The 13,181-nt window shown below is 43.4% G+C and carries 11 protein-coding genes; 4 read left to right on the top strand and 7 right to left on the bottom strand.

Features of this window, described 5'->3' with window-relative positions:
- Positions 1 to 16 precede the first annotated feature (16 nt).
- From hutU to coaA, 5 genes are all read right to left on the bottom strand, one after another.
- Positions 17 to 1,681: a urocanate hydratase gene (gene hutU / locus AYJ08_RS21665; protein WP_064019435.1), complete on the bottom strand. Its 1,665-nt coding sequence runs from the start codon at positions 1,679 to 1,681 to the stop codon at positions 17 to 19.
- A gap of 293 nt (positions 1,682 to 1,974) precedes the next feature.
- The gene (locus AYJ08_RS21660) at positions 1,975 to 3,192 is read right to left on the bottom strand and encodes an AraC family transcriptional regulator (RefSeq protein WP_064019434.1); all 1,218 of its coding nucleotides are present in this window, start codon (positions 3,190 to 3,192) and stop codon (positions 1,975 to 1,977) included.
- 128 nt (positions 3,193 to 3,320) lie between these two features.
- Positions 3,321 to 4,748 carry an aspartate ammonia-lyase gene (gene aspA / locus AYJ08_RS21655; protein WP_031411450.1) on the bottom strand — a complete coding sequence of 476 codons (1,428 nt, stop codon included), beginning with the start codon at positions 4,746 to 4,748 and terminating at the stop codon, positions 3,321 to 3,323.
- Positions 4,749 to 4,928: 180 nt separating this feature from the next.
- On the bottom strand, positions 4,929 to 5,681 hold the full coding sequence (gene hemQ, locus AYJ08_RS21650) for a hydrogen peroxide-dependent heme synthase (protein ID WP_064019433.1): 753 nt from the start codon (positions 5,679 to 5,681) through the stop codon (positions 4,929 to 4,931).
- Positions 5,682 to 5,865: 184 nt separating this feature from the next.
- On the bottom strand, positions 5,866 to 6,825 hold the full coding sequence (gene coaA / locus AYJ08_RS21645) for a type I pantothenate kinase (RefSeq protein ID WP_082891052.1): 960 nt from the start codon (positions 6,823 to 6,825) through the stop codon (positions 5,866 to 5,868).
- A gap of 178 nt (positions 6,826 to 7,003) precedes the next feature.
- On the opposite strand from coaA, the gene AYJ08_RS21640 reads away from it, so the two are divergent.
- Complete coding sequence (locus tag AYJ08_RS21640) at positions 7,004 to 7,351, top strand: hypothetical protein (RefSeq protein ID WP_064019432.1); 348 nt, start codon at positions 7,004 to 7,006, stop codon at positions 7,349 to 7,351.
- On the opposite strand, the gene AYJ08_RS21635 is transcribed toward AYJ08_RS21640, so the two are convergent.
- Complete coding sequence (locus AYJ08_RS21635; protein ID WP_064019431.1) at positions 7,348 to 9,192, bottom strand: ABC transporter substrate-binding protein; 1,845 nt, start codon at positions 9,190 to 9,192, stop codon at positions 7,348 to 7,350. The two genes, AYJ08_RS21640 and AYJ08_RS21635, sit on opposite strands and share 4 nt — an antisense overlap.
- Positions 9,193 to 9,375: 183 nt before the next feature.
- Between AYJ08_RS21635 and AYJ08_RS21630 the strand changes: the two genes are divergently transcribed.
- The 3 genes from AYJ08_RS21630 (at position 9,376) to AYJ08_RS21620 (ending at position 12,502) form a co-directional block, all read left to right on the top strand.
- On the top strand, positions 9,376 to 10,710 hold the full coding sequence (locus tag AYJ08_RS21630; RefSeq protein WP_064019430.1) for an MDR family MFS transporter: 1,335 nt from the start codon (positions 9,376 to 9,378) through the stop codon (positions 10,708 to 10,710).
- Between the two features lie 79 nt (positions 10,711 to 10,789).
- A complete protein-coding gene (locus tag AYJ08_RS21625; protein ID WP_064019429.1) occupies positions 10,790 to 11,080 on the top strand; it encodes a DUF3817 domain-containing protein in 291 nt (96 codons plus the stop codon).
- Between the two features lie 234 nt (positions 11,081 to 11,314).
- Positions 11,315 to 12,502 (top strand): CapA family protein, encoded by a 1,188-nt coding sequence (locus tag AYJ08_RS21620; protein WP_064019428.1) that lies wholly within the window; start codon positions 11,315 to 11,317, stop codon positions 12,500 to 12,502.
- Positions 12,503 to 12,718: 216 nt separating this feature from the next.
- On the opposite strand, the gene AYJ08_RS21615 is transcribed toward AYJ08_RS21620, so the two are convergent.
- A complete protein-coding gene (locus AYJ08_RS21615) occupies positions 12,719 to 13,129 on the bottom strand; it encodes an NUDIX hydrolase (protein ID WP_064019427.1) in 411 nt (136 codons plus the stop codon).
- Between the last annotated feature and the right edge of the window lie 52 nt (positions 13,130 to 13,181).

Genomic DNA, 13,181 nt, shown 5'->3' with positions numbered 1-13,181 from the left:
TTTACTCCGTTGCTTTTTACATATCTAGCATTGGTACTCGAACCCCACGCTCTTTTGCTGTTTTAACGGCTAATTCATAGCCTGCGTCAGCGTGGCGAATAACTCCCATGCCCGGATCGGTTGTAAGTACACGCTTCAGTCGTTCTTCTGCTTCCAGCGAACCATCTGCCACAACTACCATTCCAGCGTGCAAGGAATACCCCATTCCTACACCGCCGCCATGATGTACGGAGACCCAGCTTGCACCCGCAGAGGTATTTACCAGCGCATTTAAAATAGCCCAATCAGCTACTGCATCACTGCCGTCCTTCATTGCTTCTGTCTCCCGATTTGGAGAAGCAACAGAACCACAATCTAAGTGATCTCGTCCAATGACGATTGGTGCAGAAATCTCACCGCTTCGTACCATTTCATTGATAGCAAGGCCCATTTTGACACGCTCTCCGTACCCTAACCAGCAGATACGGGCGGGCAGGCCTTGGAATGCTACTCTTTCCTGGGCCATCGTAATCCAACGGCGGAGATGCTCGTTCTCTGGGAACAGCTTTAACACAAGCCCATCTGTCTTATAAATATCCTGTGGATCGCCTGACAAAGCAGCCCAACGAAACGGCCCTTTGCCCTCACAAAATAATGGGCGAATATAGGCTGGGACAAACCCGGGAAATTGAAAGGCATCCTCAACCCCTTCATCAAAAGCAACCTGACGAATGTTATTCCCATAATCAAAGACGATCGACCCTGCCTTTTGCAAATCAAGCATGGCCCGTACATGGGCAGCCATTGAACGTTTTGCTAGTTGGATATATTGATTTGAATCGCTCTCTCTTAATGATTTTGCCTCTTCTAATCCATAGCCGATGGGTACATATCCATTCAAAGGATCATGTGCAGAAGTCTGGTCGGTAACGAATTCAGGCGTTAGCCCACGTGCAACCATCTCTGAAAAAATCTCTGCGGCATTACCGACCAAGCCAATCGACAATGCTCTGCCTTCGTTCTTCGCTTCTGTTGCCACCTGCCATGCTGTATCTAAATCATGCACCATCACATCGCAGTAGCGGGTGTCAATCCTGCGTTGGATGCGAGCAGCGTCAATATCAACTGCGATGACCACACCTTCATTCATCGTAACAGCCAATGGTTGAGCTCCCCCCATGCCGCCCATCCCTGCTGTTAAAGTGATGGTGCCTTTTAACGTGCCATGATTATGCTGGCGTGCGGCTTCTGCAAAGGTTTCATACGTTCCCTGCAAAATTCCTTGTGTTCCAATATAAATCCAGCTACCCGCTGTCATTTGTCCGTACATCATCAAACCTTTTTGATCTAATTCACGGAATGTCTCCCAATTTGCAAAAGCAGGAACCAACATCGAGTTCGACAACAACACACGCGGAGCTTGCGAATGTGTGCGGAATATTCCTACTGGTTTACCCGATTGAATTAACAATGTCTCGTCTGCTTCTAATTCTTTTAAGCATTCAACGATTTTGTCAAAACTAGCCCAGTTACGTGCAGCTTTACCAATCCCTCCATACACAACCAAATCCTCAGGGCATTCTGCAACCTCTGGGTCCAAGTTATTCATCAGCATGCGCAAAGCCGCTTCCTGTTCCCAGCCTTTCGCATTCAACTCATTGCCGCGCGGAGCTCGCACTACTCTTTTATTGGTTGTTGTCATACTGCATTCCCCTTTCGTATAGGCAAACATTGGCTTACAAACACAACGGGCTTGCTAGCTGTCGATTGGATCGGCACATCCCGCTCAGCAGGACATATTTGGATTTCAGAAAGCTCGTACCAGTCGCTCCTCACGAGCCTTTGAGCAGATCGAAGCAGATGATATCAAAGCCCTTTCCCTTAGGATGGTTGCCTAGCATCGCCTGTAATTATGTGACTTTTCCTAAAAAACTGTTTATTTCTTTCAGTTTACCGGAAAGCGCTTACGTTGCATCTAGCGTAATTTGCGAAAAACTAGCACAATTTTGCTGTACGATATTCGCGTGGACTCATGTTCATTTGCTTTTTAAATAGGCGACTAAAGTAATTAGCATCCTCAAATCCTAGTTCAAAGGCAATCTCCTTAATAGATAAATCTGTTGTTTCCAAATAGATAACAGCCTTTTGCAGCTTCATGCGATGAACGTATTCAAGGAAGCTGTATCCCGTTTCTCGTTGAAAAAGATGGCTAAAATGATAGACACTCAAACAGCAATTTTGTGCTACTTCTTTCAATCCTACCTTTTCACCAAGATGCTCCTTCAAATACGTAATGGCGCTTCTAATAACAGGGGAATATTTTTTCATGCCTAGCTGTTCTACTTGCCGAACCAAATGTATGCTGTACCGCTCGACTTTTTTCAGGAAAGTGTCATAGCGTATTGTTTGATAGAGATCCTGAATAAATCGCGCATTCTCCGCCAAAATAGTGGAAGCATCTGCCCCTTGCTCCAGAACCGTTCTCGACATGGCTGTTATCACCTCAACGACCTCCGATTGAAAGCTCTCCACATCCTGCTGATCGACCATCGTCATATCATGAAGCAACTTGTGCAAGGCTTCTAGCGTAGCGTGTTCATCGCCAATTCTCACACTTGCGATCACATCTGCTCGATTTTTGCTAGGTATGGAGGAATTTCTTCTGCCTTTGCTATCCCGGTCTTGCTTCGTTCTTACGGGCAAAATCAACTGATTTCCTTGAAAAAAACGATCCTTTAAAGCCATTTGTGCCTCTTGATAGGAATGCTGCATATACAGCGGATTTTCATAGACGCCCCCAATGCCAATGGAGACCGATATCCTTTTCTCATCAGCATGCTGAACAATCTGAGAGGCAATCTGACGAGCCTTTTGATCAGCAAAAGTCTGATGCCTATTCTTTGTCTCATCAAGCAGCTCCAGTAATACGACAATAACCCCTTCTGAGACCCAGCACCATACAAAAGGAACAGATAAAGCCTGATGCAATACCCCGAGTAATTCTTGTCCAATTTCTTGGCGCCAGCCAGCAGGCTGATTCACTGCTAAATCAGGATAACGATCAAGTGATATCACCAGTGCAAGCTCAGGACGAATTGTCATTTGAAGCTGTTGCTGTCGCATTGAAAACTCTGCCTCATGCACCATTGTTCCTGTAATCAGTTCGTGAGCAAATGTTGCCTGTATTGCTGCTGCTTGCTGCAAAGTAAGCATCCGGCCTCGCTCCTTGTCCTTTTATTCTCACACCGGTACAAAAATAGACGATCATTTCCGTGAATGTTATCGGAATTGACCGCCTATTCATTGTTATGTTGTTGCTTTTATTATATTGCTTTATCGCATTATTCGCGATCCAAAAGAGATGCCCCAGCTATTCCCGGATGTGTCATCTCATACGGGTCTAAAATAATGTCGAGCTCCTCTTCCGTCAATACATTATAATCTAGGCACAGCTCACGTACCGATCTGCCAGTCAGGGTTGCCTCTCTGGCAATACGCGCTGCTGGTTCATAGCCTAAATGCGGATTAAGTGCAGTAATAATGCCCACACTATTTTCTACGTACTGGCGGCAACGCTCTATATTTGCTTCAATACCTTCCAGACAGTTTTTCTGGAATACGGTAAATACATTATTCATAATGGTCAAGGATTGGATCAGATTAAATACAAGTACAGGCCCCATCACGTTTAGCTCTAATTGACCCGCTTCAGAAGCTAAGCAAATCGTATGATCATTCCCAATCACTTGGAATGCTACCTGATTCACTACCTCTGCCATTACTGGATTGACTTTCCCCGGCATAATGGAAGAGCCTGGTTGACGAGCAGGCAAGCTAATCTCACCTAATCCAGCACGAGGACCAGAAGCCAGTAAGCGTAGGTCGTTAGCGATTTTAGACATATTGATCATACAAACCTTCAGAGCCGCAGATACCTCTGTATAAGCATCCGTATTTTGTGTTGCATCGACTAAATTTTCTGCGCTAACCAATGGCAATTCGGTCAGCTCTGCAAGAATTTTAACGACCCGCTCAATATAGATTGGATCGGCATTTAGCCCTGTACCTACTGCTGTTGCCCCCATGTTTACTTCATACAGGTGCTGACGAGTCTGCCCAATTCGTTTAATATCTCGATCTAATACTCTGCTGTATGCTTCGAATTCCTGACCCATCCGAATTGGAACAGCATCCTGTAAATGAGTGCGCCCCATTTTAATTATATGATCAAATTGCTTTGCCTTGTCTATGAATGCATCTCGCAACGCTTCCATAGTGCCTAATAGCTGATTAATCAAACGCAGAACCGCAATATGTACGGCTGTAGGAATCGCGTCATTTGTAGATTGCGCTTTGTTTACATGCGTATTTGGGCTTAGGGAAAAATAGTCGCCTTTCACCGCACCCATGATTTCCAATGCGCGGTTCGCAATTACTTCGTTAGCGTTCATATTGATAGAGGTGCCGGCACCACCCTGAATGGGATCAACGATAAATTGCTCGTGCCATTTGCCATCAATCAATTCCTGGGAAGCTTGTACGATTGGATCACCTAATTTGGAAGAAAGCTGTTTTACTTCCATATTGGCTAGAGCCGCGGCTTTTTTTACATAGCCGAGTGCTTTAATCAGCTCCCCATCAATACGATAGCCTGTGATCGGAAAATTCTCTACAGCACGTAACGTTTGAATGCCATAATAAGCATGCAATGGTACCTCTTTTGTTCCAAGAAAATCTTTTTCCTGACGTGTTTCTTGACTGATACTCATGGTTAGTCCCCCGCCTATGATCGCTCTAGCTAGAGCCGTATTGATTGTCAGTTCACTTACGCATCTATCATATACCAGTTTGCCCCATTCCAACAGGTCTGACCACCTGAAATTGTGCAAAAAGGCAAAAAACCGATAAGCCTTTGCTCACCGGTTTCTTTTAAAGTAATATTCATTCAGTTAAAGCGCAAACATTTTTCGTAGAGCTTCTTCATTTACATAGTTACCGACCAAGAAGTTCCCGAACTCACCATAACGAGCACTTACTTCATCGAATCTCATTTCATATACAATGTGTTTCAATTCTATTGGGTCATGAGCAAATAAGGTAACGCCCCATTCCCAATCGTCATAGCCCACAGAACCGCCAATGATTTGCTTGATTTTACCGGCATATTTACGGCCAGTCAAACCGTGAGTCTGCATCAATTCACGACGCTCGTCCATTGTCATGGAATACCAATTGTCTTTTTCTCCACGTTTTTTGTTCATCGGATAGAAGCAGAAGTGATCCCATTTTGGCAGAATTGGATACAAACGCTCACGTACATGCGGATTCGCTTTAGGGTCTTGACCAGGATTGTTTACATAGTTGCTTAACTCTACCACGGAAATGTAGGAGTAATCCGTCTCTGTATAATCTGCAAAGCGAGTTTTATTGATCGCTGTTTTTAACTCATCAAGCTCACCCATTGTAGGGCGTAAGAAGATAAAGCATAGATCGGCTTTATGTCCAAGTACAGAATAAACAGCCGTGCTACCACCAGTCTCGGATTCTGCATCATTCCATACACGCATGAGGGAAGTTAGTTCGTCAATAGCCGCTTGGCGTTCTTCGCTAGATGCTTGTTTCCATTTTTCCCAGTTGATCTTACGGAAGTCATGATAGGTAAACCATCCTTCCAACGTGAGCAATGCTTCATTGGCTGACATGTGACACAACTCCTTCTTATGGTTTAGCGTGAGCCTTTGCTCCGCCTATGTACATACACAAAAAGTCCCTGTTTCTTGTAAGAGACCTGTCCCTCTTTTATCTTACTGATAACTTTTGGAAAAGACAATGATTTGTAAGGCCTTGTCGTACAGTTGTATTTTCTGTGACAAAACCTGCGTCAGCTTAGAGCTTTCGTAACATCACCTGTTTAATGGCATGTTGTTTTCCCTTCGTCAAAATCAAATCAGCGCGATAACGAGTAGGTAAAATGTTTTTATGTAAATTAACTGCATTGATTTCCCGCCAGATGTTATTCGCTACATCCAGCGCCTCTTCATCCGATAACTGCGCATATCGATGGAAATAAGAAGCCGGCTTCTGAAAGGCCGTCTGTCTTAGCAATAAAAAGCGATTCAAGTACCACTCGCGTATGTCTTTTTCATCGGCATCCACATAGATGGAGAAGTCAAAGAAATCAGAGACAAACACCTGAGGCATACTTTCATTATCCATAGTACGTCCTACCTGCAAGACATTTAATCCTTCCACAATCAAAATATCGGGCTGCGAAACGATTTGCTCCTGATCATGCAAAATATTGTAGGTCAAGTGGGAGTAAAGTGGACAACTCACTTCTTTCACGCCAGATTTTACGTCTGCTAAAAAATTGATCAGCCTTGTTGTATCATAGCTTTCCGGAAAGCCCTTACGTTTCATCAGACCGCGTTCTTCCAGAATCTCATTTGGATAAAGGAAGCCATCCGTAGTAACCAGCTCCACCTTTGGATGATTAGGCCAGCGTTTCAACAAGGATAACAACACCCGTGCTGCCGTGCTTTTTCCAACGGCGACACTGCCAGCAATTCCAATGATAAACGGTACCTTTTCTGAACGATTCCCCAGAAAAGTATCGGCAGCCTTGTACAACTCTTGTGATGCTTCTACATATAAATTTAACAGCCTGGAGAGAGGCAGATAGATTTCACTGATTTCCTCTAGTGATAGTTTCTCATTAAGCCCTTCTAGATCAGCTAAATCCTCTTCACAGATGGATAAGGGCGTCTCATTTCGCAGGCCCCTCCACTCTTCCCTTGAAAAAATCATATAAGGGGAATAAATTCGTCTGTCGGCATAATTCGCCACGGTAAGTCCTCCTTCTCAGGCACTGCCTCAAAAACAATGTCCACTCCATAATACCTTTCTAGCCTCCATGCTTCCACTTCGAATTCTACAAAAAACGATCTTTTTCGCATTTTCCTATGAATCCCAAGGAAAAAACTGTAAAATAGTCGTGGATGCAATGAGACTAGGAGGTTCCCTTATGGAAGATAAATTAGTCAAAAGTGCAAAATATGGCTTTCTTGTTGGCTTAGCTATCATGATTCTCTTTGTGCCAGAAAAGCGCGAAATCACGCTATATTCTGGTCGGATGACTATTCAAGATCTGACTTGGATGGAATACATCCTTCGTGTGATGAGATATACCATTATCTTTACCAGCGCTGTCGTTCTCATGACATTTTTCCGAGAAAAAAGAGGTTGCCAAAACTCTGGACTGCCTTGGGTGGTAGAAAAAATATTATATATTGCCTTAGGCTTCTTAGTTGTCACAGCAGTTGGTATTATGCTGTCACTTTTCATTCCTTTTCTGTATCACCTATTCACTTAACTCCTATGCTTGTACCACAATGTACGATAATCCACATGTCCCTGACGATTAATTCTGATTCCGTGCAGATGCGGGTCAACCATTAACCCTATCCGATTGCGGTAAAGGGGCAGATAAGCTATCTGTTGCTGTAGCATTTGCTCTATTTCGGCGATCGCATTCTGTTGATCTATCCCTGATTGAAGGCTTTGCAGGTGAGTAATCGCCCTGTCAATGCTTTGCCGCTCCTCATCCTTCATATGAGAATAAATAAAACTGTTATATGATAAAAAAACTTCTAATAAAGACAGCTCGGTATCATCGCTCACTGTGGCGCTATCATGAATCAAATCAGCCTGCTCAATAGTGGTAGGCCGCAGTAACTCACTTACCGCATAATAATGAACTTCGATGCTTATGCCATACATCGCACACTGCTCTTTAATCCATTGGCAATCTTCCACATGATCTCGATCGGTAAAAGTATGTAAACGAAGGGATTCTCCTCGATAATTGCTTTGTTGAAGTAACAAACGCACATGCTCAAAAAGACATCGCTCAGATTCTCGTTGGCTCTCTTCTCCCGGAAAGCTATCCCTTTTCCAAGAAGCAAAGCACGTAGCTACTTCATGGCGTGCCCCTCCCAGTTCGTGCAGCATCTGTTTGGGGGATAAAATCAGTTGCAACGCCTGTCGAAAGGAAAGATTTGCCGTCGGTCCTGTTTTTCGCTGATTGCAGCTTAGATACTGAACACACCAATCATCGCTCGTTGCCCTTTGCCACTCCCCGTTGCCCCCCTCTTTTGTTTGCTCTACATTATCTACTTCATCCATTTCATACCACATACCATACGCTGTTATCTGTTCGTTTTCATCAGTCTTTTTTTGCAACGCAATAAACTGCACACGATCCAGATGGGGTCTAAAACCGAAATAACTTTCAAAGGCTTCAAGTATGACCAGGCCATCATCGTTGCGAATTAGTTTAAACGGCCCCGTTCCTATAGGCATCCTAGCAAAATCCGCACCTACCTGCTCTACATAATCCCTTGGAACAATGGCAAGATGCTCATTTCCTAGATAACGATCAAACAAATGATTAGGACCTGTAAGCCTTATTTCAATCACTCGATTGTCACGCTCGATCATCTCACTTATTTCTCGCGTAAGCCATTGATAAGGAGAATTCTCCCTTGCTAATCGCTGAAAGCTATAAATGACATCGCTTGCTAGCATTTCCCGCCCGTGGTGAAACAAGATTCCTTTGCGCAAAAAAATCGTCCAGCGATCCCCAGATTCATTCTTTTCGATATGGTAGGCCAAGTAAGATTCCATTCTTCCAGATGTCTTATTATAACGAAGCAACGTCTCACAAATATGCTGACTGATATGGCACTCGGAACGTAAATAAGCATGGATAGGGTCAACTACAGATAATGGTTCACTTAGAGGAAGACGCAGTGTCTCGATCCTTTTGCCCTGATCCCGTTCCCACTGTAATCCAAATTGGACTCGAAACCATCGCTGGAATCGCTCATTAGCTCTTGGCAGAGTAACCGTATATTTTTGCATAAGGGTCAGTGCCTCTGCTACCTGTCCTGAATAAATCATCTGTTGCGCATGGCTGACTACTATTTCATCTGGCTCAACTAGAAAGGAAAGCTGTGAACGATTTCCCCTTCCTTTGCCAGGTATCCATGCTATCCATTGAAGAGCAATCCATTTCTGCAAAATAAACCTACTATTCCGGGTAGTGCAGCACAACAGAGTAGAAATTTGCTCAAGAGAAATCGAAATAGGCTCTTTTAATGGAATATGAATCAATTCTGTTCGAAATCGAATAAAATCATCTATGATATACATATCGACTCTTCCTTTTCCCTTGTTCAACTACCACTACAACCTCTATTTCTCATCCATTGACTCCTGATATAAATGGTTCGGGGTCTCCCCCTACTAAAAGAGGAAAAAGTAGAGCTTGCTCTTCTTCTCTTTTTCTTGTCTCCCTTATGCCATACAATCAGCAAAACAAAGGGGGATCAAGTTATGAAATTACGTCATCCATTGAAAAAAAATTGGACTCACCGCTATCATATCACCATCTGGATCAGAATGTTTGGAGCATTCATCACCAGCCTATCCAGCTCAATGCTTGCCCCATTTTTATTATTATATCTGCATGATAAATTAAATGGTGCTGTGCTTGTACCTATGCTTATTGTTGGATTACAGCCGTTAACCGACATCGTTGTTACACTGCTCGGAGGCGGCATTACCGATCGATTAGGCCGTAAACCCGTGATGCTCCTTGCCTTGACCATGCAAAGTCTAGCAATGGCAGGTTTTATGTTGGCTGACTCGGTACTTAGCTTTGCCCTTTTATACATGCTGCATGGAGCGGGACAATCATTGTTTGTTCCTGCCCAACGTGCCCAAATTGCTGATGTAACAACAGAGAGTCAACGCGTGGAAGTGTTTGGATTACTCAATACCATTAGCTACACTGGTCTTGCATTGGGTCCTGTTGGGGGAATGCTGCTATACCAGTATGATCCTACTTGGCTATTTGGTATAGAAGCGTTATCCATATTTGTTTACATGCTTGTATGCTGGTGGAAATTGCCCGAAACAGCTCCTGTCTCAGCTACTGCTCCCTCTTCCTCGTCTGATCAGGTAGAGGCGTCGGAAACAGCGAAAAAAGAAACCAGATCTTCCGAGCGAATTGGAGTAAGCCTTGCTTCTAAAGGAACGGGTAATAATCGCTACTTCTCATTCCATCGAATGACTGCACTGATCACGAGATACAAACATGTACTCAAGCTGATGATCTACACTCTACCAATCAGTTTTTTCTATGCTCAAACGGAGACTAGCTTCCGTATCTATTTGCAGGAAAGCTTTGTTAATTATGTATCTATTATTGCAACTCTCTCAACCATTAAAGCCATTTTAGCTGTGATATTACAGCTCCCATTGGTCAAGCTTACAGAACGATTATCCTTTCAGCGTGTGATGCTGTTATCCTGCTCATGCTTTATGGTAACCGCTGCCGCCTATGGATTTTCTAAAAGCATGCTCGTCCTTATCCTCGTTCAATTATCTTGGACTGTGGGAGAAACCATCGGGCTAACACGCTTGCATACGTACATTTCCGATATTGCTCCTCCTGAGGAACGCGGCCGTTATTTCTCTTTACACGGCATTCACTGGGATATTTCACGCACATTTGGTCCTTTTTTAGGCGGAGTTGTGTTGCTGAGCTTTGGTGGTGAAACCTTATTTAGCATGTGCCTTATCCTGTTGCTCTTATCGGGAATCTTATTCTTCCGATCACCAAATTTTCACAAATTGACCGAACAAGACGTGGACTTTCGAAAGTAAACTGTAATAAAATAGTGTTAATTATCGTAAGTCATAGCTATATTCTTTATATTAATGAAAGAGAGGGTTGAATCCATCTATGCTAAAAACCGTTTTGGGACGTGTTCGTGTGGTTGGCTTTTTAGAAGGTCTTTCCTTCTTAATCCTGCTGTTTATCGCGATGCCGCTAAAGCATTATGCTGATCTGCCAATTGGTGTACAAGTGATCGGGCCCTTGCATGGTGTTCTGTTTGTTCTCTATCTATTCGTTATCGCTCATGCTACTTTTGCGTTAAGATGGTCATTCATCCGTGCGATTGGTGCTGTGCTAGCATCCGTTATCCCATTTGGAACCTTTGTTTTAGATGCCCGATTAAAAAAGGATGCCTAGCTAAAAAATACTAGTAAGAATGCATGATTTATCATGCTTGAGAAGAGGCTACCGATAAGCCTCTTTTTTTCATTTTGAGATAAGGTTTTTGTAAGATATTTGTAACCCTTCCGGATAAATGTTTTCTTAGAATAAAGTTTTAAGTGCCCCATATCTATTCTCCATCCTAAATTTGTCACTTTTTCTTAGCTGTACCGTCTTATAAATTGATAAATCTAGTTTTAGAGGTGAATAATGGTTCAACAAAAACCGAGTCGTCTTCAAATCAGACGTAACAAAAAGAAGCAAGAACAGCGTAAGCGACTCCGCCTGCTTCTCTTGGCAAACACTGTTCTGTTAACAGTAGGCCTCCTTATCGTCGCTTGTATCTATCTTCCCGAAAAAATTGACAACTTCTTTTCCTCTCAAAATGGCGCATCTACAGACTCAACAAAACCTACACCTGACAATGTTCGTCTTACCTTTGCAGGCGATATCATGATGTCTGGACATGTGGAGACTTTATTAAAGGATAAAGGATATGATCATGCCTTTACGCATGTAAAAGATATATTCCTAGCCGACGATTACACAATCGGCAACTTAGAGACTCCTATCACCGAAAAAGGGGCTCCGGCTGCAAACAAGCAATTTGTCTATAAATCATCGCCTGAAGCAGTCACGGCTATGAAGAAATCAGGGATTGATCTCGTGAATCTAGCCAACAATCACTCGATGGATCAGGGAGAAGACGGATTATTAGATACGATGTACACGCTGGACAAGGAGAAAATCGCGTATGTAGGAGCTGGGGTTAATGCTGATCGTGCCTATTCCCCTGTTTTTGTAGAACGTAATGGGATTAAAATGGCATTCTTCGGCTTTAGTCGTGTCGTTCCGGAAATTAGCTGGTATGCTGGCAAAAATAAGACAGGCCTAGCGGTCATGTATGATCCTAAACGGGCAGTGGAAGCCGTACAAGCTGCTAAAAAGGAAGCTGATCTAGTCATTGTCATCGCTCATTGGGGAAAGGAAAAGGTAGATTTTCCTGTAGAGCACCAAAAAGAATTGGCCAAAGCTCTTGTGAGCGCAGGGGCTGATCTTATTGTTGGTGGTCATCCTCATGTTCTACAAGGCTTTGAGCAGCTTGATGGAAAATGGATTGCATACAGCATGGGAAATTTCATCTTTACCCGCGCCACACAGCCGAAAACCTGGGAAACCATGGTACTACAAGCTACCCTGACGAGGGAGGGCGTTAAGGAGCTGAAAATGATCCCATACCACGCGGAGCTTGGTCAGGCTGTTCCGATGAATGAAGAAAATTCTCGTCAATTGATTAAGCGGATCGAGTCAATCTCTTCAGGTGTTACCATTGCAGAGGATGGTACTATTACAGCTTCTGAGGAACGGACAAAAACCATGAGTAATCAGAGTGAATAGTTCTGTTCTGGGATTTTATACGTTGCAAGCAGAAGCCTTCCAGCTTGACACAGGAATGAAGGCAACAATACAGATTTCACAGCTATTATCATTACCTCTTTTCTAGTAGAAAAAGGGCCGCTCCTCAAATAAACAATCTGAGCGAGCAAGGCCCCTTTTTTATTGAAAGCTATAAAATTATGTTTGTTCCTCGGAGTGAAAACATGTGAAAAACCTTTAGCGATTTTTTAACTGACCAATAGCATACGTGGTAGTTATCGTAATGTTATTCGGCAATTCGTCAATAGGGAACCACCCTACATTCTCTAAAGCGTGCGGCTCCAGATTTTGAACCTCGCCGCTGCTGATACGGGCAATAAAAGTAGGGGCAACCCAATGGACATTTTCTGCTTGAACAATATGATTGGTCACACACAATAGGCTGTCAATGGCGATATCTATATTAAGCTCCTCTTTTATTTCACGTATCACGGCATCTTCAATGGTTTCCATGTAGTCCACCTTGCCTCCAGGTAGACTCCAGCACCCGGCTTCTGGTGCTTTTTTGCGCAAGACAAGCAGAATGCGGCTCTTGTCATCTATGATGGCGGCTCCTACACCCACTCTAGGAATATTGTTATTTATCATACAAGAACTCCCTTTAGTTGAAATATTCTTTATTTTTCACAATAAAGTGGGG

This window comes from Brevibacillus sp. SKDU10, assembly GCF_001645205.1.
Classification (GTDB): domain Bacteria; phylum Bacillota; class Bacilli; order Brevibacillales; family Brevibacillaceae; genus Brevibacillus_B; species Brevibacillus_B halotolerans.
Note: the sequence above shows the minus strand (reverse complement) of the source record. Positions and strands in the feature narration are given on the sequence as shown.